This is a genomic window from Paenisporosarcina quisquiliarum, assembly GCF_027563315.1.
In the GTDB taxonomy this organism is placed as follows: domain Bacteria; phylum Bacillota; class Bacilli; order Bacillales_A; family Planococcaceae; genus Paenisporosarcina; species Paenisporosarcina quisquiliarum.
In genome coordinates this window covers 69,191-93,650 of record NZ_JAMKBJ010000001.1, presented here as the reverse complement: position 1 = coordinate 93,650, position 24,460 = coordinate 69,191, and the positions used below count along the sequence as shown (strand labels likewise).

Below are 24,460 nucleotides of genomic sequence, written 5' to 3'. Positions count from 1 at the left end.
GCTTCACCTCTGTTCTATCTATAAATGTTCACGGATGGTTTCCGTTCGTTCCCATTCCGGATTTGATTCCAGGTAGTGAATGGCGTGGGTCAGCTCACGGTCGCTTGCATCAATGGATGATGCAACACAAACAATCGCAATGCGAGTCCTTTGCCATAAATCCTGGTGATCAATCTCAGAAATCGATACATTAAACTTTTGCTTCGTTCGAGTAAGCATGCTCTGCAGAACAGCGCGCTTCTCTTTTAACGAATGCGACGTCGGAATGATAAACTCGCATTCCGCGTAGGCAATCATTTACGTTTAATTTCTTCCATTACGAATGCTTCAATAATGTCGCCTTCTTTGACATCATTGTAGTTTTTCACAGTGATCCCACATTCATACCCACGAGCAACTTCTTTCACATCATCTTTGAAGCGTTTTAGGGACTCTAATTCACCTTCAAAGACGACAATGCTGTCACGGATAACACGTACGCCACTATCTCGGCTGATTTTACCTTCAGTTACATAACTTCCGGCAATCGTACCAATTTTCGTAACTTTGAACGTTTCGCGTACTTCAGCTTGACCGATAATTTTTTCTTGGAATTCAGGATCAAGTAAGCCAGTCATTGCCGCTTCAATTTCCTCAATTACTTTATAAATTACTCGGTGCAGACGAATGTCTACGCCTTCAGCTTCAGCCGCACGTTTTGCATTTGTATCAGGTCGAACGTTGAAACCAATAACAATTGCGTTGGAAGCTGCAGCAAGTGAAATATCTGATTCAGTAATTGCACCGGCACCAGTATGAATGATGCGCACATTTACGCCTTCTACGTCTAACTTCATCAAAGATGCCGCCATTGCTTCAACAGAACCTTGTACGTCTGCTTTGACAATTAGGTTTAATTCTTTCATTTCGCCTTGTTTCATTTGATCAAACAGGTTATCAAGCGTTACTCGTGTTTTCTCAGAGCGTTGAGCTTGAAGTGCAGTAGATGCACGTGATTCTCCAACTTGACGGGCTGTTTTCTCATCTTCAAATACGACAAAACGGTCACCAGCTTGAGGTACATCATTTAATCCTGTAATTTCAACAGGTGTACTTGGACCTGCTTCTTTTACACGACGACCTAAATCGTTGACCATCGCACGAACACGACCATACGTATGACCCACTACAATTGGATCTCCAACTTTAAGTGTTCCATCTTGTACTAGAAGTGTAGCAACTGAACCGCGGCCTTTATCAAGCTGAGCTTCAATTACTGTTCCGATTGCACGACGCTTAGAATCAGCTTTAAGTTCAGCAACTTCTGAAACCAATAGAACCATTTCAAGCAAGTTGTCAATTCCATCGCCTTTTAATGCTGAGATTGGTGCGAAGATCGTATCGCCGCCCCATTCTTCAGATACTAAACCGTGTTCAGTCAATTCTTGCATGACACGTTCAGGATTAGCAGATGGTTTATCCATTTTATTCACTGCAACGATAATTGGCACTTCAGCCGCTTTGGCATGATTGATTGCTTCAATTGTTTGAGGCATTACACCATCATCTGCTGCAACAACTAAAATCGTAATATCCGTTACTCTCGCACCACGCGCACGCATTGTTGTGAAAGCTGCGTGACCAGGAGTATCCAGGAACGTAATTTTCTTGCCGTTTTCAACAACTTGGTAAGCACCAATATGTTGTGTAATCCCGCCAGCTTCGCCAGCTGTAACTTTTGTATTACGGATTGAATCCAGAAGTGTTGTTTTACCATGGTCAACGTGTCCCATGATTGTAACAACTGGTGGACGTTCTTTTTGAACACCTTGTTCTTCTGCTTCACCTTCGAAATAGCCTTCTAAATCCGAAATATCAACGCGGATTTCTTCTTCTACTTCAACACCATAATCCGTACAGATTAATTCGATTGCATCTTTATCTAATTCTTGGTTGATTGTTGCCATCACACCAAGCAAGAATAATTTTTTGATGATTTCTGAAGGCTCTCTGCCTAATTTTTTTGCCAGTTCTGCCACTGTCAATGATTCGTAGAAAGTGATTTTTTCCGGCAATTCTTTTTCTTTTCTTGGTACTGGAGGAGCTACTGGTTGACGATTTTGTTTCCCTTTGTTTCTTCCAGCGCGATTACCAGTTCCCGGACGGTGATTCCCACCGCCACCTGGACGTCCACCAAACCCTGAACCAGCAGGACGGTTTTGTCCAAAGACTTTCTTTTCTTTCGATTGAGCACCTTGTTCTTGCTTACGGCTGTCTCCTGAAGTTGCTGCTGCAGGTTTTTGCTTGTCACGAGATGGTGTATTCGTCATACCACGACTTTGACCTGATGATGGTTTAGCAGCAGGTGTACTTGGCTTATTCCCTTGATAACCACTGCCAGCAGGACGATCCCCTTGTGAACGGTTGCCTTGAGATCCGCTACCTTGTGGGCGATTCCCTTGATATCCACTACCTTGTGGGCGGCTGCCTTGAGAACCAGACCCTTGTGGACGATTTCCTTGAGGACGGTCACTTTGTGGACGGTTGCCTTGAGAACCAGAACCCTGTGGGCGATTTCCTTGATAACCAGAACTTTGTGGACGGCTGTTTTGAGAACCAGAACCCTGTGGACGATTGTTGCTTGATGTTGCAGGTTTTTGAGCAGGAGCAGACGATTTCTTGTAGACAGAGTCCAACTTAGAAACAGCGTCTCCTTCTAATGTCGACATATGATTCGTCACTTGTACATTCAACTTGCTTAATTGCTCAATAACTTCTTTACTTGTTTTATTTATTTGCTTCGCATATTCATGGACGCGTAATTTGGTCATTTGGTCACCCCCGGTTAAATTCGTTGAGTAGTCCTGACAGTTTTTTTGCAAAACCGTCGTCAGTTATTGCGAGTACCACACGGGCCTCTTTTCCTGTAGCATGTCCAAGATCAGAGCGATCTCCGAAAACATGTAACTCAACGTTGTAAGTGTTGCATTTGTCTTGAATCTTTTTCATTGTATTCTCAGATGCATCTGATGAGATAATTACTAGTTTCGCACGGTTAGCACGAATATCTTTGACTACCAGTTCCTCACCAGATATTAACATTCTTGCACGCACGGCCAAACCGATTAGTTGTAAGATCCGTTGCTGTGTATTCATGTAATTTGCTCTCTTTCAATCACAGTCAACAATTCTTCAAAAATACTTTCTGGTATTTTTGCTTCTAATTGGCTGTCCAGCACTTTGCGTTTTTTTGCGATTTCAACTGCTTGCTTGGTTTTGGATACATATGCTCCGCGACCAGACTTTTTGCCAGTTAAATCTACCGAAACTTCGCCTTCTTTTGAGCGAACAACACGAATCATTTCTTTTTTAGGAAACATTTCGCCAGTAGCAACGCATTTTCGTAAAGGTATTTTCTTTTGATTAGACATCAAAATTCACCCTCTTTGTTTATTCTTCGTCATCTTTGTATAAATCAAAGTTGTCTTCGATATTTTCTTCGTAATCTTCATCTTCGATGTCATAGTTTTCTGAAGCATTAGCAGATGGGTAAATACCTAGCTCGCGAGCGTCGGTTTCACTCTTGATATCGATTTTCCATCCTGTCAATTTAGCAGCCAAACGTGCATTTTGCCCACGTTTACCAATTGCCAAAGATAATTGATAGTCAGGAACAACCACTGTCGTAGATTTCTCTTCTTCATGAACTTGAACATCCAATACTTTTGATGGGCTCAGTGCGTTGGCAACGAAAATCACTGGATCTTCAGACCATTCAACAATATCAATTTTTTCACCATTCAGCTCATTAACGATTGTTTGAACGCGGGAACCTTTAGCGCCTACACAAGAACCAACTGGATCTACATCATCATTGTGCGCAACAACTGATATTTTTGATCGATCGCCAGCTTCACGAGCAATTGATTTAATTTCAACGATGCCATCATAAATTTCAGGTACTTCCATTTCAAACAGACGACGAAGCAATCCTGGATGAGTACGTGATACAAATACTTGCGGTCCGCGTGTTGTACGTTCCACTTTCGTGATATACACTTTGATGCGCTCATGCGGACGGTACGTTTCCGTTTGAATTTGTTCATTCACCGGTAATACCGCTTCTACTTTGCCAAGTCCCACATAAATATTGCGTGCATCCAAACGTTCAACTACACCATTTACGATGTCTTCTTCGCGATCTACATATTCTTCGTAAATCAATCCGCGTTCCGCTTCACGAACACGTTGTGTAACCACTTGTTTAGCAGTTTGTGCCGCAATACGGCCGAAGTTTCTAGGTGTTACTTCTTGTTCCACAATATCTCCCAGTTCAAACGCAGGATTTACTTGTTTTGCGTCTTCTAATGAAATATGTAGACGGTCATCCAAAACTTCTTCCATTACATCTTTACGTGAATAGACACGCATCGATCCATTATCCAAGTTTAGGTCAACACGTACGTTTTGTGCTTGATTAAAATTGCGTTTATACGCTGTAACAAGCGCCGCTTCAATCGCTTCAATTAGTACATCTCGTGAAATTCCTTTTTGTTTTTCAAGAGCTATTAAAGCATCCAGCAACTCATTTGCCATTATTTTTCACTCCTACATTCACATTATGCAGAGAAATTAATCGCTAACCGCGCGAATGCAATTTTCTCTTTTGCAAGTTGAACTTTTATTTTTCTCGTTTTAATTCGAACATCCATTTCTAAGCCATTTTCATTATAAGCAGTCAAAAAACCTTCAAATTCTTTTTCTTTCAAGCCATTCACCAGCTCGTATGTTTTCACATGAATAAATTGACCGACTGCACGTTCGAAGTCGCTTTCTTTTTTCAATGGACGTTCTGCCCCAGGTGAAGAAACTTCTAAAAAGTAGTTTTGCTCAATTGGATCTTTTGCATCTAGCACTTCACTTATACGTTCACTTACAAGCGCACAATGTTCGATGTCAATGCCACCTTGAGGAGTATCTACATAAATACGTAAAAACCAATTACGTCCTTCTTTTACAAACTCCGTATCAACGAGCTCCAAATTCAACTCTTCAACAATGGGCGTCACAAGCTTTTCTACTTCGGTTAATATTTTGCTCATATATGCCTCCCGCTGCAACTTATTTTCGACATAACAAACAGAAAAGAGCGGGAAATCCCACTCTTTTGCCGTAAATCTATCAACAACTTGTTATACAAATGATACCATACCAATGCTCTCAGTGCAAATCAGGCCTAGAACAATGACAATTGGTTAGCATCCGGCATGCCTTCCAAACAACCAAGTTGGTCCATATATTCAAGCAAGGTTTTTGAAACACGACCGCGCTGTCCTAAATCTTCTTTAGATAGGAACTCGCCATTTTTACGTGCTTCCACAATTGTTTTAGCAACGTTTGTTCCAAGACCCGGAATCGCATTGAATGGTGGAATCAATGCTTTTCCATCAATAATGAATTCAGCGGCTTTTGATTTATAAAGATCCACTTTCTTGAAGTGATAACCGCGTTCACACATTTCCAAAGCAATTTCCAGAACCGTTAACAAGCTTTTTTCCTTAGGCGCGGCATCCAATCCCTTGGCGTTGATTTCATCTATTTTAGCGCGAATCGATGCAGAGCCTTTCGTCATCGCATGCAAATCAAAGTCTGCTGCACGTACTGTGAAATAGGCTGCATAGTAAAGGATAGGGAAATGTACTTTGAAATAAGCGATCCGAACGGCCATCAATACATAAGCGGCTGCATGGGCTTTCGGGAACATGTATTTGATCTTTTTACATGCTTCGATATACCAGGCTGGAACACCATTTGATTTCATGTCTTCTTCAAATTCCGGGGTTAACCCTTTTCCTTTTCGTACGGATTCCATAATTTTAAAGGCTAGTGAAGGTTCGAGACCCTGGTAAATTAAATACACCATGATATCATCCCGGCACCCAATAACATCAGAAAGCTGACAGGTTCCATTTTGAATAAGTTCCTGGGCATTTCCTAACCATACGTCAGTACCATGAGACAGTCCAGAAATCTGAACAAGCTCCGAAAATGTCGATGGCTTCGTTTCTTCTAACATTTGACGCACGAAACGTGTACCAAATTCAGGAATTCCTAGCGTACCGGTCTTACAACCAATCTGTTGCTGCGTTACTCCCAATGATTCTGTACCACTGAAAATCTTCATCACTTCAGGATCATCTGTTGGAATAGTCTTTGGGTCGATCCCTGATAAGTCCTGTAACATACGGATGGCTGTCGGGTCATCGTGTCCGAGTATATCCAGTTTTAATAAGTTGTCATGAATAGAATGGAAGTCAAAGTGAGTCGTTTTCCATTCGGAGTCCTGTGCATCTGCAGGGAATTGAATCGGTGAAAAATCAAAAATATCCATGTAATCCGGAACAACAATGATCCCACCTGGATGTTGACCTGTCGACCTCTTCACTCCCGTACACCCTTGAACCAGACGGTCAATTTCAGCTCCACGAATCGTCAAATTATGGTCATTTGCATAACCTCGGACGTATCCATAAGCTGTCTTCTCTGCAACTGTTCCAATAGTGCCAGCACGATAAACATTGTCTTCACCAAATAGCACTTTCGTGTAATTATGGGCAACCGGCTGGTATTCACCACTGAAGTTCAAATCGATATCGGGTACTTTATCCCCTTTAAATCCAAGGAACGTTTCAAACGGAATATCTTGTCCATCTTTTTTGTATGGCGTTTCACAGTGCGGGCACACTTTGTTCGGCAAATCAAAGCCTGAACTGACGGAACCATCATCAAAGAATTCAGCGTGTTGACAAGAAGGACAAATATAATGTGGCGGCAATGGATTCACTTCCGTAATTTCCATCAAAGTTGCCACAAGCGAGGATCCTACCGAACCACGAGAACCTACTAAATATCCATCATCCAAAGATTTCTTAACCAACTTATGGGAAATTAAATAAATGACGGCAAATCCGTGTCCGATAATGGAAGTAAGTTCTTTTTCTATGCGGGCTTCCACAATTTCCGGAAGTGTATCTCCGTAAATCTGTCTTGCCATCGCATAGCTCAATTCCCGAACCTCTTCATCAGAACCTTCGATCTTAGGAGTATATAAATCATCTTTAATCGGTTTGATTTCTTCAATTCTCTCCGAAATTTTATGACTATTTTCCACAACAATTTGTTTAGCTGTTTCTTCACCCAGGAAAGAAAAAGCATCTAACATTTCATTTGTTGTGCGGAAATGCACCTTTGGTAATTTATGTCGATTAAGCGGATTGGCTCCGCCTTGTCCACCGATTAAAATCTGTCTGAAAATCGCATCATTCTCATTGACATAATGAACATTTCCGGTCGCTACGACTGGTCGGGCTATTTTTTTGCCGAGTTTGATCATTTTACGAATGATATCTTCCAAATTCCATTCATCCCGAACTAATTCAAGTTCAATTAAATGAGAATAGACTTCCTTTGGATGAACCTCCAGGTAATCATAGAATTTCGCGATTTCTTCCACTTCTTCTGGAGATTTTTGCATTAAGCCTTCAAATACTTCACCCTTGTCGCACCCTGAACCAATCAGCAACCCTTTCCGGTGTTTAACGAGAACAGAGCGTGGAATACGGGGTACTCGGAAAAAGGTGTTCATATGGGAATACGAGACCAGTTTAAACAAGTTTTTTAAACCGTCTTCATCTGTCGCAAGAAGTGTGCAATGAGATGGCCGTGCTCTCTTGTACGATTCTGTATTCCCTGTTTGATGATTAAATTCATCGTGGTAGTGTATTCCTTTTTGTTCAGCTTCTTTAAGTAGATTTAAAAGCAAGTAGCCCGTTGCTTCCGTATCATAGATGGCCCGGTGATGTTGTGTAAGCTCGATATTGAATTTTTTGGCCATCGTGTTTAATCGATGGTTTTTCATTTCCGGATGAAGGAAGCGGGATAATTCCAGCGTATCGATGACAGGATGGACGGTTTTTTCTAAACCGACTTTCTTATAGCCAACGTACAAGAACCCCATATCGAACGAGGCATTATGCGCAACCATGATGCTGTCGCCGATCCAATCGTGGAAGCGTTTGATGACGTCTTCAATATCCGGTGCATCCCGCACCATATCATCAGTAATGCCCGTCAAATCGATGGTAGTTGCCGACAATGGATGATGTGGATTGGCAAAGCTTTCGAATTTATCGATGACCTGACCATCTTTAATTTTTACTGCAGCAAGCTCGATGATGGTATCGTAAACCGCGGATAAACCTGTCGTCTCCACATCGAATACGACATAAGTGGCGTCCGCTAATGCTCGATGTTCCTCTTCATAAGCAATATTCACACCGTCATTGACCATGTAAATTTCCAAACCATAAATAATTTTAATGCCATGTTTTTTTCCCGCTGCATACGCATCCGGGAAAGATTGAACGACTGCATGATCCGTAATAGCTACTGCCGGGTGTCCCCATTTGGCCGCTTGTCCGACCAAAGCATCTACTGAAGAAACAGCATCCATTTGACTCATTGGAGTGTGTAAATGAAGTTCGATTCTTTTCTCACCTTCAGGAGACGTATCTTTTCTTGAATCTACTTTAATCTCCATAATATCCTGCGCCATTATAATTAAGTCTCGGACAAACGTATCGTTCTGTACGGAACCACGGACTTTTAACCAAGTGCCTTTTTTCAACAGCCCCATAAGCTCAGCATCTTCTTTGTCTCGAGAAAACATTTTCACAAGAATGGAATCTGTATAATCCGTAACTTTAACAGTCAATAAAGAACGACCGCTTCGAAGTTCTTTCACTTCGACATCAAACACGAATCCTTCAATTGTGATGCGTCTTTCTTCATCCTGTATTTGTTTAATTTCCATAATCGGCTCGTCCGCTTTAATCGGGATACCCAATTGGAATGGTCCACTCAAAGTAGCACCTGGATTCGATGCACGATCTTTATCACGTTTCTGCATATCTGCTAAAGCTTTCTTACCAAGCTCTTCTTCTTCTATTCTTCTTTGTTCCATAAACGCTTGTTGAGCTGCTGCGAGTTCTGCTTCCTGCTCGACTAATTTAAAATCAATCGGTAAAACCGGGAAACCGTAGGAAGCATAGACATCTGCAATTTTAGGAGCATATTTACTTTTCAAAGTGCGGAATTCTATTTCCTGAGCACAGGTAAAGTGGACAGTCTGACCATTAAAAGATGGAATTTGTGTATGCAATCGATTTCTTAATGGCGGCGACATATCATCTATTTCCTGTAATACAAATGGCCAATATGAAGCGATTAACTCAGCTTCAACCTGTGGATTTTCACAAGTCAGTGATAACTTGATATCCGCAATGCCCGCAAACTTTTCACGTAAACGCATGTGGAATAATTGAAACATGTTGTAAGGCAATAATTTCTCTACTTCTATCGTAAAACGCCATACACGCTCTTTTTTATGTACCGTCATACGACTTAAAGAAGCCGATTCAAAATGAGTCATGTTTTCATCAGCGGTAAGTTCCAATTGTTGTAATAATAGTTGCAATCTTTGTTTGGCATCTTGTTCGTTACTCATTCTCAATGCCTCCTTCCATTCATAAGAAAAAGAAAGGAAGACCCGATTTCAAGGTCTTCCTTTTGACTAATCGTTTAATGACGAAAAGAAAGATTGAAGATGGTCCATTACCTCTTCTTTTTTCCATTCAAATGTTTCGCCAGTTTTTCGTATTTTCACTTCTACTAGACCTTCTGATGCTTTTTTACCGACAGTAATACGAATCGGCAATCCAATCAAATCTGAATCTGCAAACTTCACGCCTGCACGTTCAGCACGGTCATCGTATAGCACATCATAGCGATATGCTTTCATTAATTTATATAATTCATCAGAAAGAGCTACTTGTGCTTCGTCTTTCGTATTTACTGGCACTAAATGAACATTATACGGAGCAATAGCACTTGGCCAAATAAAACCTTTTTCGTCTTGGAATTGTTCAGCAACAGCTGCCATTACACGTGAAACCCCTATACCATAACAACCCATGATATAAGGCTGAGAACGGCCATTATCATCCAGGAATGTTCCGTTCATCGGTTCAGAATACGTAGTCCCAAGTTTAAAGACATGTCCTACTTCAATCCCTTTTGCAAAAACAATTGTTCCCTTTCCATCTGGAGAAGGATCGCCTTCCATAATAAAGCGCAAATCTTCATATTGGTCTACTGCAAAGTCACGTTCTGGATTCACATTAGTTAAATGGTACCCAGCAACATTAGCTCCACATACACCATTTCTTATTGCCGCTACAGCATGGTCTGCGATTACTTTCACACCAACAGGAATTTTCACAGGACCTAGTGATCCAACTTCACACTGTAGTAAGTTTTGAACTTCTTCTTCAGTTGCAAATTCAACGACTTTTGCCTGTAAAGCATTTTTCACCTTAATGTCATTAATTTCATGGTCTCCGCGAGCCAGTACTAAAACTAATTCTTCATCCACGTTAAAGACGAGTGTCTTTATACATTTTTGAACATCAACATTTAAGAAACTTGCTACTTGGTCAATTGTTTTTTGGTCTGGAGTCGCTACTTTTTCGACATCTTTCAAGTCTTCTGTTGATGATTCATATGAAACTTTGACTTCAGCCATTTCAATATTAGCTGCAAAGTCTGACGCGTCAGAATAAGCGATTGTGTCTTCTCCGATTTCTGAAAGAACCATAAATTCATGTGTATCTTTCCCACCGATTGCACCTGAATCCGCTATAACTGCACGGAAGTTTAATCCTAAACGAGAGAAGATATTAGAATAGGCTTGAACCATATCATCATATGTTTGATCTAAACTTTCGCGAGTTGCATGGAAAGAGTAGGCATCTTTCATAAGGAATTCACGACCGCGAAGCAAACCAAAACGAGGGCGCTTTTCGTCACGGAATTTTGTTTGAATTTGATAAAGTGTCAATGGCAATTTTTTATATGACTTGATTTCATCACGAAGCAAAGAAGTAATGACTTCTTCATGAGTAGCTCCTAAAGCAAAATCGCGATTATGTCGATCTTTTAGTCGCATTAATTCTGGTCCATATGAATACCAACGGCCAGTTTCCTGCCAAAGTTCTGCTTGCTGCATCGCAGGCATCAGCACTTCAACACCATTAATCGCATCCATCTCTTCACGAACAATACTCTCGACTTTTTGAAGAACACGTTTTCCAAGAGGTAAGAACGAATAAATGCCACTAGTATTTTGACGAATAAACCCTGCACGAAGGAGCAGCTGATGCGACTTAACATCGGCATCAGCTGGAGTTTCACGAAGTGTAGGGATGAATGTAAGACTTTGTTTCATAAGTTAAAAGCTCCTCATACCATCCGTAGATTAAATTTTAAAAGAAAAATCTTTGTATATCATTCCATGTTACAACAACCATAAGTACCATCAATAACATGATCCCGACAAAATGGACCATTCCTTCTTTTTGACGGTCCACTGGCTTTCCTCGAATCGCTTCGAATAGGAAGAACAACAATCGTCCACCATCCAATGCCGGTAGTGGCAGTAGATTCATGATTCCTAAGTTAATACTTAGAATAGCAGCCCAGTTCATTAAATTGAATACACCATATTGAGCCATTTCTTCAGTAGCTTTATAAATACCTACAGGGCCTGATAATGCATCAATTGTAAACTGCCCAGTAACCAACATACCAAGGAGTTCAAAAATCTTCACAATCCAAGATATCGTCTGTTCTGCGCCGAAACCAACTGCTTTCAGAGGATTTTTTTCAACTGGACTTTCATAGAGTACACCGATTTGACCATACTCTCGACCATCCTGTTCAACGGCTTTTGGAGTAATAGTTGAATTGATTGTCTCACCATCACGTACATATTCAAACGTTAATTCTTCGCCCGCGCTAGCTTGTACCTTAGCAGCGAGATCTTGCCATTTATTAATGGGCTGACCATTAATTTTAGTAACTAAATCCCCATCCTGCATACCTGCTGCAAGTGCAGGACTATCATCAGACACTCCCGAGATAACAGGTTCGTAAGTCGGAACACCTTGTAGCAGTCCGATTGCCAAGAAGATAAAGAAAGATAAAATAAAGTTGAATAATGGTCCCGCAAAGATGGTCATTGCACGTTTACCAAGTGTTTTTGAACCAAATTGACGGTCGTATGGCGCGATTATCGTTTCTTTGCCATTTTCCACAATTACAGCATCACGGGAAACGTTATAACGTACTAATCGTTCTTCTTCATCGTAACCTTCTATCCATAAATCTTTTTCAAGATCAGAACGTTCGGTTTCTAAAAACAGCATGTCTTGTTGCTGTTTGTTATGATTCAGAACAATTTTTTTAACTTCTTCTTTAGAGTTCAGAATCAGTCCGACACGGAATCCAGGTTGTAACTCAACCGAATCCATATCTTCTCCAGCCATTCGAACATATCCACCAAGAGGAAGTAGTCTTAGTGTATAAAGAGTTTCACCTTTAGTGATTCCAAGTATTTTCGGACCAAAGCCGATGGCAAATTCACGTACCATGATTCCTGCACGTTTTGCAAAAATAAAATGCCCCAGTTCATGAAAAAATACAAGTGAACCGAATATCAGGATAAAAGCAATGGTTGTCTCCATATAGTCCCACCTTTTTTACAGCATTTCGCTGTCATCAATCTTTCATCATTTTACCATGTTTCGAACAGCTTTTCTCGTTATTGCATCCACATGCAAAATCGTTTCCAAATCAGGTGAACTGATAACCGAATGTTTGTCCATAACACGTTCAATGCATTCCTCTATCTGAAGGAAACGAATCTCCCCATTTAAAAACAAGGCAACAGCAGCTTCGTTTGCTGCATTCAGAACTGTGGTCATCGTACCACCTGCACGACCAGCATCGTAGGCAAGTTTTAAGGCATGAAAACGTTCAAAATTCATTTCTTCAAAATGCAGTTTGCCTATTTCTACTAAATTTAATCGTTTGGCATTGTTTCTTGGCAGCCTGTCTGGATAAGAAAGAGCATATTGAATCGGCACACGCATATCAGGTGTCCCTAATTGAGCCATGACACTTGTATCGTGGAATTCCACCATTGAATGAATGATACTTTCCCTGTGTAGCACAACTTCGATATCATCGTAAGGCATGTCGAATAGAACTTGCGCTTCAATCACTTCTAAACCTTTGTTCATCATAGTTGCGGAATCAATTGTAATTTTCGCACCCATTGACCAGTTGGGATGGTTCAGTGCATCCTGAATCGTTACGTTCTCCAAATCTTCCCGTGTACGATCACGGAAGCTACCGCCTGATGCTGTTAAAATCAACTTGCTTACTTGGCTTCTTTTTTCACCATTCATCGATTGGAAAAGAGCGGAATGTTCACTATCAACCGGTAATATAGGCGCATTATATTTCTGTGCCGCTGCCATCACCAGATGTCCAGCAGTGACGAGTGTTTCTTTATTTGCCAAAGCAATTGTTTTTTGTTGTTTGATTGCCTCTAAGGTTGCTTCCAGTCCAACACTTCCAAGAACAGCATTTACTAGGATCGAAGCGTCTGGATGAGTCGCAACTTCGATCAACCCTTTGCTACCATATGCAAGTTCGATGCTCGGAAATTCCTTTTTAAGTGAAATTGCATCAACTTCTTCTTGAACTGATACAAGTGTAGGTTTGAACTCACGAATGATTTCTTTCGTCTTTTCAAGATTGCGTCCAGCAGAAAAAGCCACTAGTTTAAATTGCTGTGGATGTTCTCTTATGATGTCAATCGTTTGAATACCGATAGAGCCTGTTGCTCCCAATAAACTAATAAGCTTTGTCATTAACGTCAAATCCCCTTAACCGGCAAAATGCAAAAAGTGTAACAATGGTAAAACAAATAATAAACTATCAAATCTGTCTAGAACGCCGCCATGACCAGGCAATAAATTCCCTGAGTCCTTAACATTGTAATGACGTTTAAGTGCTGACTCGACCAAATCCCCCATTTGACCCAAGATGGAAGCAAATATTGTGACAAAGATCAGCATCGTATACGAAGAACTGATTGGATAAATCCATTGGAAAAGTACAGCAAAAATAACAGCCGTTGCGATTCCTCCGACAAATCCTTCAATGGTCTTATTAGGAGAAATATCAGGCCACAATTTCTTTTTACCAAATTTTTTCCCAGTAAAATATGCACCAGAATCGGTGGTCCAAATAATTACCAGTGCAAAAATGACATATTCAATGCCAGCCATTCTCGTTTCGATAAAATAGAAGAATCCAATCCCGATATAGAGAACGCCCATAATCGAGAAAGCGGCATCTTCGAATGTATATCGGTTTTTAACAACAACGGTGTATATAAGTAATAAAAGTACAGCGATAAGTGCTAAATCTATTTTGGTATAACCCGTTGTTTCCATCAATGGAATGGACCATTTATTTGGTAATAAAAAAATAAACAAGGCAATTAGCGTAATCGCACCGTGAACGGAAAAAATCGAGTGCCCCTTCATGCGCAAAATCTCAAATAAGCCAACTGCTGCCATTGCATATACCAGCAATGTAAAAGGAAGGCCACCAAGCCATACAATCGGAATAAATAGAGCGGCTCCAATTACAGCCGTAATGATGCGTTGTTTCAATTTGATTCTTCTCCCTTCAATCCCCCGTAACGGCGATTTCGGTTTTGGTAACTTTCAACTGCGTCAAGTAAGCAGTTTTCATCAAAATCCGGCCAAAGTGTTTCTGTAAACCAAAACTCAGTGTAAGCCAGTTGCCAAAGCATGAAATTACTTAAACGGACTTCTCCGCTTGTGCGAATAAGCAAATCTGGTTCAGGGAGCTCACAAGTCATTAAATGCTGAGAAATCAGGTCTTCTGTCACTTCACTAGAACTTAAAGAACCTTCCTCAACGAGTTGTGCGATTTTTTGCATTGCTTGCGCAATCTCTGCACGGCTACCATAGTTCAATGCAAAGTTTAAAATTAATCCCGTATTATTTTTTGTAGCTTCCATTGCTTTTCGAACTGCTTCCTGTGTATGTCGAGGTAATGTATCATTTTCACCCATCATGACGACACGCACATTTTGTTCAATCAGCTCAGGCAGATAAGTACCTAAAAACTCTTCGGGTAGTCGCATAATAAAATCAACTTCAAGTTTTGGACGTTTCCAGTTTTCAGTTGAAAATGCATACACGGTTAAAGCCCCTACGCCAAGATCATTGGCAAGACGAGTAATTTTACGAACCGTTTTCATACCTTCATGATGACCGGCTACTCGAGGTAGAGCTCTTTTCTTTGCCCATCTTCCATTGCCATCCATTATAATCGCAATGTGTTCAGGGATTTGATCTTTCTTAGTATGCGAAATACGCTCCGCCAGCGATTGGTTTTGTCGTTCGGGTTTTCTCCGAATGAGTTTATGTAACATGCTGAATCCTCCACTTTACGCACTTATCGGAATGTCGTCTTTCCTATCATATCAAAAATTGATGGGTTTTTCTTCTTTCCCACAAAAAAAGACGTCCTATTGAATAGGAACGTCTTAACTGTAGAAAAGTTCAAAAGCTTAAACTTCCAGAATTTCTTTCTCTTTGTCTTTAGCAACTTGATCAATTTTAACGATATAGTCATCCGTTAATTTTTGAACGTCATCAGAGAATCCACGTAAATCATCTTCTGTGATTTCGCTTTTCTTCTCCAGTTTTTTCAATTCATCGTTCGCATCACGGCGGATATTACGAATACCGACTTTTGCTTCTTCCGCTTCTTTTTTGACCAATTTAACTAAGTCTTTACGACGTTCTTCAGTCAAAGCAGGAATAGCAATACGAATCACAGTACCATCATTTGATGGAGAAATACCTAAATCCGATTTTTGAATCGCTTTTTCGATATCCCCAAGAGCAGACTTGTCATAAGGTTGAATTGTCAGCAATCGAGCTTCAGGCGTCGCAACTCCAGCGATTTGATTGATTGGCGTTGGTGAGCCGTAGTAATCTACTGTAATTTTATCCAATAATGAAGCACTTGCACGACCCGCACGAATTGTTGAAAGTTCACGACTTAAAGCTTGAATTGCTTTTGTCATTCTTTCTTTCGTTTGATCAATGACTTGTTTTGACATTACGTATTCCTCCTAACGATTGTACCGATTGTTTCACCTAAAACGGCACGTTTAATATTTCCATTCTCCATAATTGAGAATACTATGAGCGGGATGTCGTTGTCCATACATAGTGTCGATGCAGTAGAATCCATTACTTGCAGGCCTTGTTGAATGACTTCCAAGAATGAAAGTGTCTCATATTTGACGGCTTCACTGTTTGTTTTTGGATCGTCTGAATAAACGCCATCCACATTGTTTTTGCCCATTAAAATGACATCTGCTTCAATTTCTGCTGCACGAAGAGCCGCTGTTGTATCTGTAGAGAAGTAAGGGTTACCTGTACCAGCTGCAAAAATAACGACTCTTTTTTTCTCAAGGTGTCGAATCGCTTTTCTGCGAATATAAGGTTCAGCTACTTGACGCATTTCAATTGATGATTGAACACGTGTTTCAATGCCTGACTTTTCAAGTGAATCTTGTAGTGCTAAAGAATTCATGACAGTAGCTAACATGCCCATATAGTCCGCAGTTGCACGGTCCATACCCATCTCACTACCTACTTTGCCACGCCAGATGTTTCCGCCGCCAACAACGACAGCCACTTCCACACCCAACTCTACAACTTCTTTCACTTGCTCAGCTACGGATTTAATAATTTGAGGAGAAAGTCCGAAACCTTGTTCTCCTGCCAAAGCTTCTCCACTTAATTTTAAAACGACTCGATTGTATTTAGTTTCGCTCATGGGTAGCCTCCATTACACTTTTTTCTCGAAAAATAGGGAACACAAAATCGTGCTCCCCGGAGTAATCATATATTCTTTTGAAATTAACCTTTGTTAACTTGGCTCATTACTTCTTCAGCAAAGTTATCTTGGCGTTTTTCGATTCCTTCACCAACGCTGTAACGTACGAATTCAGTAACAGTACCGCCCGTTGATTTCACGAATTCACGAACTTTTTGATCTGAATTTTTAACGAATGATTGGTCAAGTAAACAAACGTCTTCGAAATATTTACCAAGGCGGCCTTCAACCATTTTAGCTACAATGTTTTCTGGTTTGCCTTCGTTTAAAGCTTGCTCAGTTAATACTTTACGCTCGCGGTCAACTTCTTCTTCAGAAACTTCGTCACGAGAGATATAAGTAGGGTTTAAAGCTGCAACGTGCATTGCAACGTCTTTAGCTGCTTGAGAATCAGAAGACCCTTCAAGTGTTACAAGAACACCAATACGGCCACCCATGTGTAGGTATGAACCAAAAGCATCGTTGTCCGTTTTTGTACGAACTACAAAACGACGCAATGTGATTTTTTCACCGATTTTAGCAATTGCATTTGAAATGTGGTCTGCAACAGTCAATCCGTTAGACATTGTAGAAGCAGTTGCTTCTTCCACTGTTTCAGGTTTAGTCGCAAGTAAGTGCTCAGCCAATTCTTTAACTAAAATTTGGAAACCTTCGTTTTTAGCAACGAAATCAGTTTCAGCATTTACTTCAAGAAGTACTGCATCATTACCTTCTTCTAAAATGTAAGTAGTACCTTCTGCAGCGATACGGTCAGCTTTTTTAGCTGCGCTAGAAAGACCTTTTTCACGTAAAAAGTCTACTGCTGCATCAATATCACCATTTACTTCTACTAACGCTTTTTTACAGTCCATCATACCTGCGCCTGTTTTTTCGCGTAATTCTTTAACCATTTGTGCTGTAACTGCCATTGTTGTTTCCTCCTATTCAAGTATCAACTCTGTGTCATTTCTCAAAAAAAGGTGATAAGGGGTTTAGCCGCTTATCACCTGTAACATACGTGGGGATTACTCAGCAGCTTCAGCTGGAGATAGATCTTCACCTTGTTTTGACTCAAGTAACGCATCCGCCATTTTACCAGTTAATAATTTAACGGCACGAATAGCATCGTCGTTTGCAGGAATTACGTAGTCGATTTCATCTGGATCACAGTTTGTATCAACGATTCCTACTAGAGGGATGTTCAATTTAATAGCTTCCGCAACAGCAATACGCTCTTTACGTGGGTCTACTACGAACATAACGTCCGGTACACCTTTCATGTCGCGAATACCGCCTAAGAATTTAACAAGACGTTCGTGTTCTTTTTTAAGTTGAACAACTTCTTTTTTAGGAAGTACAGAGAAAGTTCCGTCTTCTTCCATTTTTTCGATCGCTTTCAAACGGTTTACACGTTTTTGGATCGTACCGAAGTTAGTTAATGTACCACCCAACCAACGTTGGTTTACATAGTACATACCTGAACGTTCTGCTTCTTCTTTGATTGCTTCTTGTGCTTGTTTTTTCGTACCAACGAAAAGAACTTTACCACCGTCTGCTCCAACTTGGCGCATGAAGTCATATGCTTCTTCTAACTTCTTAACCGTTTTTTGTAGATCGATGATGTAGATTCCGTTACGTTCCACAAAAATGTATTTCTTCATTTTTGGGTTCCAACGGCGAGTTTGGTGACCGAAGTGTACACCAGCTTCAAGTAATTGTTTCATAGAAATTACTGACATGTTTTGTTTCCTCCTGATATGGTTTTTTTCCTCCGCATTCTTCAACTAGAGCTCAAGACCTTAACTTTGTTAAGGACCACTTGTCACTATCCAAATGCGTGTGTGATAACACCATTTGATAATATACCATATCTAGACTAACCTCGCAAGTGTTTATAACAAAAATCAACAAAAGATCGAAATTCAGCTTTGAGATTGTGAAATTTGGTGGACTCGAAACCCGTTGATTTCAGCTACGGTGGACGCTTTTCGCGGGCATGGCTTCAGTCACCTCATCACTGCAAAGACATGTGCTCCTGCGGATACTCGTCGCAAAGATTCTGGCTCTTGGCCAGAATCTTTCCTGCGGGGCCTTCAGCTCATGCACCTGCCACTTCGCTTTCGGTGCAGAAAAATCTGCTATTCCCGCAGAAGTCGCCACCTGCGCTCCAATCAACTATAGATCGCAACTTCGAGTACAGGTTGGTATTAACCTAATATAATCTAATTATGTCTTAGCAATAAACTATGTTTAATCTTCTTAGTTACTCCTTAATTCATTGATTGTAGTTCGCTGAATTATGTAACTGAAAATTATTTACTTTCTTATTCTTAAAAAACGACCACAATGAAAGAGTCATTGTGGTCGTCAGCTTGTTCTTATTTAAGTTTTAGTTGAGCTAATTCGTTTAAGAATTTGTCATTTAGTACTTTGATGTAAGTTCCCTTCATTCCTAAAGAACGAGATTCAATAACACCAGCACTTTCCAGTTTACGTAGGGCATTAACGATTACTGAACGAGTGATACCTACGCGGTCAGCAATTTTAGAAGCGACTAGCAAGCCTTCGTTTCCATCAAGCTCTTCGAAAATGTGTTCGATAGCTTCTAATTCACTGTAAGACAGCGAGTTGATCGCCATTTGTACAACCGCTTTGCTACGTGCTTCTACTTCAATTTGTTCTGATTTCTCACGTAAAATTTCCATTCCTACAACCGTCGCACCGTATTCACCAAGAATTAAATCGTCATCATGGAACTCATCTTTCAAACGTCCAAGAATTAATGTACCAAGACGTTCACCACCACCGATGATTGGAACGATTGTCGTTAAACCTTCTTTGAATAACTCACGATTTTCTACTGGAAATACTGTGTGCTCGCTGTACACATCCAAGTTAGAAGATGTTTCATTTACGTTGAAAAGGTTTTTTGTATACTCTTCAGGGAATTGACGCTCTTCCATCATTTTAATCATACGCTCATTCTCGATTTGTTGATTGATGTCGAATCCTAGAAGTTTACCTTTACGGCTAACGATGAAGACGTTACATTCGATTACGTTACTTAGTGTTGTTGCCATTTCTTTAAAGTTAACCGGCTTACCTGCTGACGCTTGAAGCATCGAGTTAATCTTTCTTGTTTTTCCTAATAAATTCATTAATGTGGCCTCCTATATTGGGTACAGCTATTTATTAAATATTCTAAAGGTTTTTAATTGTTTTTGGAATAGATATATCTTACATTACAATATAAATTGTGACAAATCTTTGTTTTTTACGATATTTCCAAGCTTCTGGTCGACATATGCAGGTGTAATGTCGATATGTGCAGGAGCAATGTCAGAAGCCTCATATGAAAGTTCTTCTAGTAGCTTCTCCAAAATCGTATGCAATCGTCGTGCTCCGATATTATCGGTCTCTTGATTTACTTCTGTTGCAATTTCAGCAATGCGCTCAATTGCACTGTCCGTGAATTCAAGAGTCACACCTTCTGTTTCGAGCAATGACTTGTATTGACGTATTAACGAATGATCTGGTTCTTTCAATATGCGAACAAAATCTTCTTTTGATAATTTCTCAAGTTCCACACGGACTGGGAAACGTCCTTGCAGTTCCGGGATTAAATCAGAAGGTTTTGCTGTATGGAATGCACCTGCTGCGATGAACAACATGTAATCTGTTTTCACAGCTCCATATTTAGTTTGGACGGTTGATCCTTCAACAATTGGTAATACATCACGTTGCACACCTTCACGTGAAACATCTGCTGACGATCCGTTGCCACCCTTACTTGCAATCTTATCGATTTCATCAATGAAAATGATACCCGTTTGCTCGGCACGTTCAATAGATTTTTGAGCAACTTCCTCAGAATCGATAAGCTTGTGAGCTTCCTCAAGCGTTAACACCCTGCGTGCGTCCTTCACTTGCAAGCGGCGCTTTTTCTTTTTCTTCGGCATTAAATTAGATAATGCATCTTGCATATTCTGCCCCATACTTTCCATCCCAGAGCCTTGGAAAGCATCAAACATGGACGGAGCCTGTTCTGTTACTTCCACGTTCACCCACTCATCTTCCAACTTACCGTCTCTTAAATCTTCGGCAATTTGGGAGCGTTTTAAACGAATATCTGTATCTTCAGTTGAAGTCTCTTCCTGTTCTGCTTTTTGACCAAATAACATTTCAAATGGATTTTGAGCATTATGTTTCTTTTTCAAGGATGGCACGAGCAGACGCACAATCGCATCATTAGCTAAACGTTCAGCCTGAGCTTTTACGCCTTCAGTCATTTCTTCTTTGACAATTCGTACGGCTGCTTCTGTCAAATCGCGAACCATTGATTCGACGTCACGTCCGACATAACCAACTTCGGTAAACTTGGTGGCTTCTACTTTGATAAACGGAGCGTTGGTAAGTTTGGCGATTCTTCTTGCAATCTCCGTTTTACCTACTCCAGTAGGACCAATCATCAATATATTTTTCGGTATAACTTCATTTTTCATTTCGTCAGACAACAAACTTCTTCGATAGCGATTTCGCAATGCAACCGCTACTGATTTCTTGGCTTCTTTTTGTCCGACAATAAAGCGGTCCAAATGCTCAGTTATTTGTTTTGGGGTTAACTGTTGTTTATTCATTCACTTAACGCCTCCACAATAATTTGATGATTTGTAAATACACAGATATCGGCCGCGGTTGTAAGTGCTGCCTTGGCAATTTCGGTTGCATTCATGGTTTCTCCAGCATATTGTTTTAGAGCACGCCCTGCTGCTAAAGCAAAATTCCCGCCCGAACCAATTGCTAAAATGCCATCATCGGGTTCGATTACTTCTCCTGTACCAGAAACCAATAAAAGTGTCTCTTCATTCATCACGAGCAACATCGCTTCAAGTCTTCGTAACATTTTGTCGCCTCTCCATTGTTGGGCAAGTTCGACTGCAGCTCGTTGTAAGTTGCCATCGTATTCCATCAATTTCGCTTCAAACATTTCAAATAACGTAAAAGCATCTGCCACGGATCCAGCAAAACCTGCAAGCACTTTCCCGTTGTATAAGCGTCTTACTTTTTTTGCTGTATGTTTCATGACAACTTGATTTCCTAAAGTAACTTGACCATCGCCAGACATTGCAGACTTTCCTTTATGCTGAATCGCAAATATCGTGGTTGCATGTATTTCTCCCATGATGTTCACCTCTCGTTTAGCTCATCCATCATTATGCTCTAGGATGCGCATTCATATAAGTTTTTCGCAAATGTTCTTTGGTTACGTGTGTATAAACTTGTGTCGAAGACAAATGACTATGTCCCAGTAATTCCTGGACTGTTCTCAAGTCTGCCCCATTGTTCAGTAAGTGTGTCGCAAATGTATGCCGCAACATATGCGGATAGATTTTAGTATGCAATGATGCTTTTTCCACTAAGTCGCTCAGTATATATCTAACACCACGTGGAGTCAAAGGTTGACCACGCATATTTGTAAAAACAAAATTGTGTTTTGCTTGTTTCATTAGTTTAAGACGCGCGTTGTCCATATAGAGTTCCAACGCATCTTGAGCAAACTGACCAAACGGTACATATCTCTCTTTTCGGCCTTTACCCATTACCCGCATGATGCCGAGACGCATATCAATATCCCGTTCTTCTAATGATGTCAATTCACTTACACGAATTCCGGTTGCATACAACATTTCAAGTATAGCCCGGTTTCGAAGAATCATAGGTTCTTCGCCTTCAGTAGCTAGAAACAACTGTTGCAATTCTTCTTCATAAAAAAAATGAGGAAGACGTTCCTCTTTTTTGGGATGATATAACGAGCGAAAGGCATCTTCTTTTAAACCGAATTCCCTGTTACCAAATTTAAAAAATGAACGGATCGCCGATATCTTTCTGGAAATTGAGGTACGTGAAAGTGATTCATCGTACAGTTTTGTCACATAAAGTCGGGCATGGATATATTCAACATCATGTAAGCTAGTAATTCCTTCTGATTGTAAAAAATCAAAAAAGTAGAGTAGGTCTGATTCATATTCTCGAACAGTGTGTTCTGAATAGTTCTTTTCAAGCTGTATATAACTTTTAAATTGAGACAAAGCTTCTAACGGAGTCATAGGTGTCTGCACCTCCAAATAGTTAAAGAGCCAGGAACCGTCCAGTCTTGAAACAGCCGGAGCAGGTGGATGGCAAAACACGCGAAAAATGAAATGTATACGAATTAATAAATTTGACAAAGTAAAAAGCCTCTAAATTATAACAATAATTAGAGGCTTTCAGCAATTAAATCGAAAGTGAATTCATAAAATTTTGAATTGTGCCTAGCGCTCGTTCAGCTTGCTTCTCACCGCGTTTTTCTTTCGTTTTGTATCGCTGCGGCAATGCAGGGAATAAACCAAAGTTAACGTTCATCGGCTGGAAGTTTTTAGGGTCGGCTTCAGTAATGTATCGAGCCAAACTTCCTAATGCTGTTGCTTCAGGGAACACGAGCAATTCTTCTCCTAAAGCCATTCTAGCAGCGTTTATGCCTGCTATTAAGCCACTTCCCGCGGATTCCACATAACCTTCTACACCTGTCATTTGACCTGCAAAGAATATCATATCATTTGTTTTCAATTGATAAGTAGGTTTTAAAACTCTTGGGGAATTAATGAACGTATTGCGGTGCATAACGCCATAGCGAACGATTTCCACGTTTTCCAAACCTGGAATTAACTGCAAAACTTGTTTTTGTGGACCCCATTTCAAATGTGTCTGAAATCCGACAATGTTGTACAAAGTGCCCGCTGCATCATCTTGACGCAACTGAACAACTGCATATGGAATCTTACCAGTTTTCGGATCTTCAAGACCAACTGGCTTCATCGGGCCGAATAATATAGTCTTTTTCCCACGTTCAGCCATCACTTCAAATGGCATACAACCTTCGAAATAAATCTCTTTTTCAAATTCTTTCAAAGGCACCACTTCAGCTGAAATCAATGCTTCATAAAAACGGTCAAACTCTTCTTCAGTCATCGGGCAATTGATGTATGCCGCTTCCCCTTTGTCGTAGCGGGATTTCACATAAACTTTGTCCATATCGATACTTTCTTTTTCCACAATGGGAGCAGCTGCATCATAAAAGTATAAATAATCCTGACCGGTCAATTGTTGAATCTTTTCAGCCAAAGCTTGAGAAGTTAAAGGTCCTGTGGCGATAATCGTAATACCTTCAGGAATTTCCGTTACTTCTTCATTGATTACTTCAACAAGAGGATGATTTTTCACTTTATCCGTTACGTAGCCTGCAAATTCGTGACGGTCTACCGCAAGAGCACCGCCTGCAGGCACAGAACATTGATCTGCAGCTCCCATAATAACGGAATCCAGCATTCTCATTTCTTCTTTAATTACGCCGACTGCATTAGTCAATGTGTTAGCACGTAAAGAGTTTGAACACACCAGTTCAGCGAATTTATCCGTATGATGAGCAGCCGTTTGTTTAACTGGACGCATTTCGTATAAGCGAACCCGGACACCTCTTTTAGCGATTTGCCACGCCGCTTCACTTCCTGCAAGACCTGCTCCTATAACATTGACGATTGTCAATTTC

The 24,460-nt window shown here is 40.5% G+C and carries 21 protein-coding genes; all 21 read right to left on the bottom strand.

Annotated features, from left to right (window positions below; genetic code table 11):
• Positions 1 to 18 precede the first annotated feature (18 nt).
• The 21 genes from M9R32_RS00445 to trmFO all read right to left on the bottom strand — a co-directional run bounded on the left by M9R32_RS00445 (position 19) and on the right by trmFO (position 24,456).
• Positions 19 to 297, bottom strand: a complete 279-nt coding sequence (locus M9R32_RS00445; RefSeq protein WP_269924775.1) for a DUF503 domain-containing protein — start codon at positions 295 to 297, stop codon at positions 19 to 21.
• Positions 294 to 2,810 (bottom strand): translation initiation factor IF-2, encoded by a 2,517-nt coding sequence (gene infB / locus M9R32_RS00440; RefSeq protein ID WP_269924774.1) that lies wholly within the window; start codon positions 2,808 to 2,810, stop codon positions 294 to 296. Before infB ends, M9R32_RS00445 begins: the two co-directional genes overlap by 4 nt.
• A gap of 4 nt (positions 2,811 to 2,814) precedes the next feature.
• A complete protein-coding gene (locus tag M9R32_RS00435) occupies positions 2,815 to 3,135 on the bottom strand; it encodes a YlxQ family RNA-binding protein (protein ID WP_269924773.1) in 321 nt (106 codons plus the stop codon).
• Positions 3,132 to 3,410 (bottom strand): RNase P modulator RnpM, encoded by a 279-nt coding sequence (gene rnpM / locus M9R32_RS00430; RefSeq protein ID WP_269924772.1) that lies wholly within the window; start codon positions 3,408 to 3,410, stop codon positions 3,132 to 3,134. The genes M9R32_RS00435 and rnpM overlap by 4 nt, the downstream gene beginning before the upstream one ends.
• Positions 3,411 to 3,429: 19 nt before the next feature.
• A complete protein-coding gene (nusA, locus tag M9R32_RS00425) occupies positions 3,430 to 4,575 on the bottom strand; it encodes a transcription termination factor NusA (protein WP_269924771.1) in 1,146 nt (381 codons plus the stop codon).
• A 23-nt stretch (positions 4,576 to 4,598) separates the two neighbouring features.
• The gene (rimP, locus tag M9R32_RS00420; protein ID WP_269924770.1) at positions 4,599 to 5,081 is read right to left on the bottom strand and encodes a ribosome maturation factor RimP; all 483 of its coding nucleotides are present in this window, start codon (positions 5,079 to 5,081) and stop codon (positions 4,599 to 4,601) included.
• Positions 5,082 to 5,215: 134 nt separating this feature from the next.
• A complete protein-coding gene (locus M9R32_RS00415) occupies positions 5,216 to 9,544 on the bottom strand; it encodes a PolC-type DNA polymerase III (RefSeq protein ID WP_269924769.1) in 4,329 nt (1,442 codons plus the stop codon).
• Positions 9,545 to 9,610: 66 nt separating this feature from the next.
• Complete coding sequence (locus M9R32_RS00410) at positions 9,611 to 11,323, bottom strand: proline--tRNA ligase (protein ID WP_269924768.1); 1,713 nt, start codon at positions 11,321 to 11,323, stop codon at positions 9,611 to 9,613.
• 37 nt (positions 11,324 to 11,360) lie between these two features.
• The gene (gene rseP / locus M9R32_RS00405; RefSeq protein ID WP_269924767.1) at positions 11,361 to 12,620 is read right to left on the bottom strand and encodes an RIP metalloprotease RseP; all 1,260 of its coding nucleotides are present in this window, start codon (positions 12,618 to 12,620) and stop codon (positions 11,361 to 11,363) included.
• Positions 12,621 to 12,665: 45 nt separating this feature from the next.
• Entirely contained in the window at positions 12,666 to 13,814 is a 1,149-nt protein-coding gene (gene dxr, locus M9R32_RS00400) for a 1-deoxy-D-xylulose-5-phosphate reductoisomerase (RefSeq protein ID WP_269924766.1), read from the bottom strand.
• A 15-nt stretch (positions 13,815 to 13,829) separates the two neighbouring features.
• Entirely contained in the window at positions 13,830 to 14,624 is a 795-nt protein-coding gene (locus tag M9R32_RS00395; RefSeq protein WP_269924765.1) for a phosphatidate cytidylyltransferase, read from the bottom strand.
• Positions 14,621 to 15,415 carry an isoprenyl transferase gene (locus tag M9R32_RS00390; protein ID WP_269924764.1) on the bottom strand — a complete coding sequence of 265 codons (795 nt, stop codon included), beginning with the start codon at positions 15,413 to 15,415 and terminating at the stop codon, positions 14,621 to 14,623. Before M9R32_RS00390 ends, M9R32_RS00395 begins: the two co-directional genes overlap by 4 nt.
• A gap of 138 nt (positions 15,416 to 15,553) precedes the next feature.
• The gene (gene frr / locus M9R32_RS00385) at positions 15,554 to 16,111 is read right to left on the bottom strand and encodes a ribosome recycling factor (RefSeq protein ID WP_269924763.1); all 558 of its coding nucleotides are present in this window, start codon (positions 16,109 to 16,111) and stop codon (positions 15,554 to 15,556) included.
• The gene (gene pyrH / locus M9R32_RS00380; RefSeq protein WP_269924762.1) at positions 16,111 to 16,836 is read right to left on the bottom strand and encodes a UMP kinase; all 726 of its coding nucleotides are present in this window, start codon (positions 16,834 to 16,836) and stop codon (positions 16,111 to 16,113) included. Before pyrH ends, frr begins: the two co-directional genes overlap by 1 nt.
• A gap of 83 nt (positions 16,837 to 16,919) precedes the next feature.
• The gene (gene tsf, locus M9R32_RS00375) at positions 16,920 to 17,804 is read right to left on the bottom strand and encodes a translation elongation factor Ts (protein ID WP_269924761.1); all 885 of its coding nucleotides are present in this window, start codon (positions 17,802 to 17,804) and stop codon (positions 16,920 to 16,922) included.
• A 96-nt stretch (positions 17,805 to 17,900) separates the two neighbouring features.
• Positions 17,901 to 18,614, bottom strand: coding sequence for a 30S ribosomal protein S2 (gene rpsB, locus M9R32_RS00370; protein WP_269924760.1), 714 nt, complete (start codon positions 18,612 to 18,614; stop codon positions 17,901 to 17,903).
• Positions 18,615 to 19,253: 639 nt separating this feature from the next.
• The gene (codY, locus tag M9R32_RS00365) at positions 19,254 to 20,033 is read right to left on the bottom strand and encodes a GTP-sensing pleiotropic transcriptional regulator CodY (RefSeq protein ID WP_269924759.1); all 780 of its coding nucleotides are present in this window, start codon (positions 20,031 to 20,033) and stop codon (positions 19,254 to 19,256) included.
• Between the two features lie 84 nt (positions 20,034 to 20,117).
• The gene (gene hslU, locus M9R32_RS00360) at positions 20,118 to 21,512 is read right to left on the bottom strand and encodes an ATP-dependent protease ATPase subunit HslU (RefSeq protein WP_269924758.1); all 1,395 of its coding nucleotides are present in this window, start codon (positions 21,510 to 21,512) and stop codon (positions 20,118 to 20,120) included.
• Positions 21,509 to 22,057, bottom strand: coding sequence for an ATP-dependent protease subunit HslV (hslV, locus tag M9R32_RS00355; RefSeq protein WP_269924757.1), 549 nt, complete (start codon positions 22,055 to 22,057; stop codon positions 21,509 to 21,511). The genes hslU and hslV overlap by 4 nt, the downstream gene beginning before the upstream one ends.
• Positions 22,058 to 22,088: 31 nt before the next feature.
• Entirely contained in the window at positions 22,089 to 22,982 is an 894-nt protein-coding gene (xerC, locus tag M9R32_RS00350; protein ID WP_269924756.1) for a tyrosine recombinase XerC, read from the bottom strand.
• 166 nt (positions 22,983 to 23,148) lie between these two features.
• Positions 23,149 to 24,456: an FADH(2)-oxidizing methylenetetrahydrofolate--tRNA-(uracil(54)-C(5))-methyltransferase TrmFO gene (trmFO, locus tag M9R32_RS00345; RefSeq protein WP_269924755.1), complete on the bottom strand. Its 1,308-nt coding sequence runs from the start codon at positions 24,454 to 24,456 to the stop codon at positions 23,149 to 23,151.
• Positions 24,457 to 24,460: the final 4 nt, after the last annotated feature.

Excerpts from the sequence above, each read along its gene's own strand:
- rnpM (WP_269924772.1), bottom strand. The coding sequence starts at position 3,410 with ATGTCTAATCAAAAGAAAATACCTTTACGAAAATGCGTTGCTACTGGC.
- M9R32_RS00445 (WP_269924775.1), bottom strand. The coding sequence starts at position 297 with ATGATTGCCTACGCGGAATGCGAGTTTATCATTCCGACGTCGCATTCG.
- pyrH (WP_269924762.1), bottom strand. The coding sequence starts at position 16,836 with ATGAGCGAAACTAAATACAATCGAGTCGTTTTAAAATTAAGTGGAGAA.
- M9R32_RS00415 (WP_269924769.1), bottom strand. The coding sequence starts at position 9,544 with ATGAGTAACGAACAAGATGCCAAACAAAGATTGCAACTATTATTACAA.
- M9R32_RS00390 (WP_269924764.1), bottom strand. The coding sequence starts at position 15,415 with ATGTTACATAAACTCATTCGGAGAAAACCCGAACGACAAAACCAATCG.
- tsf (WP_269924761.1), bottom strand. The coding sequence starts at position 17,804 with ATGGCAGTTACAGCACAAATGGTTAAAGAATTACGCGAAAAAACAGGC.
- hslU (WP_269924758.1), bottom strand. The coding sequence starts at position 21,512 with ATGAATAAACAACAGTTAACCCCAAAACAAATAACTGAGCATTTGGAC.
- nusA (WP_269924771.1), bottom strand. The coding sequence starts at position 4,575 with ATGGCAAATGAGTTGCTGGATGCTTTAATAGCTCTTGAAAAACAAAAA.
- rimP (WP_269924770.1), bottom strand. The coding sequence starts at position 5,081 with ATGAGCAAAATATTAACCGAAGTAGAAAAGCTTGTGACGCCCATTGTT.
- dxr (WP_269924766.1), bottom strand. The coding sequence starts at position 13,814 with ATGACAAAGCTTATTAGTTTATTGGGAGCAACAGGCTCTATCGGTATT.
- codY (WP_269924759.1), bottom strand. The coding sequence starts at position 20,033 with ATGAATTTATTAGGAAAAACAAGAAAGATTAACTCGATGCTTCAAGCG.
- hslV (WP_269924757.1), bottom strand. The coding sequence starts at position 22,057 with ATGGGAGAAATACATGCAACCACGATATTTGCGATTCAGCATAAAGGA.
- infB (WP_269924774.1), bottom strand. The coding sequence starts at position 2,810 with ATGACCAAATTACGCGTCCATGAATATGCGAAGCAAATAAATAAAACA.
- rseP (WP_269924767.1), bottom strand. The coding sequence starts at position 12,620 with ATGGAGACAACCATTGCTTTTATCCTGATATTCGGTTCACTTGTATTT.
- xerC (WP_269924756.1), bottom strand. The coding sequence starts at position 22,982 with ATGACTCCGTTAGAAGCTTTGTCTCAATTTAAAAGTTATATACAGCTT.
- frr (WP_269924763.1), bottom strand. The coding sequence starts at position 16,111 with ATGTCAAAACAAGTCATTGATCAAACGAAAGAAAGAATGACAAAAGCA.
- M9R32_RS00410 (WP_269924768.1), bottom strand. The coding sequence starts at position 11,323 with ATGAAACAAAGTCTTACATTCATCCCTACACTTCGTGAAACTCCAGCT.
- rpsB (WP_269924760.1), bottom strand. The coding sequence starts at position 18,614 with ATGTCAGTAATTTCTATGAAACAATTACTTGAAGCTGGTGTACACTTC.
- M9R32_RS00435 (WP_269924773.1), bottom strand. The coding sequence starts at position 3,135 with ATGAATACACAGCAACGGATCTTACAACTAATCGGTTTGGCCGTGCGT.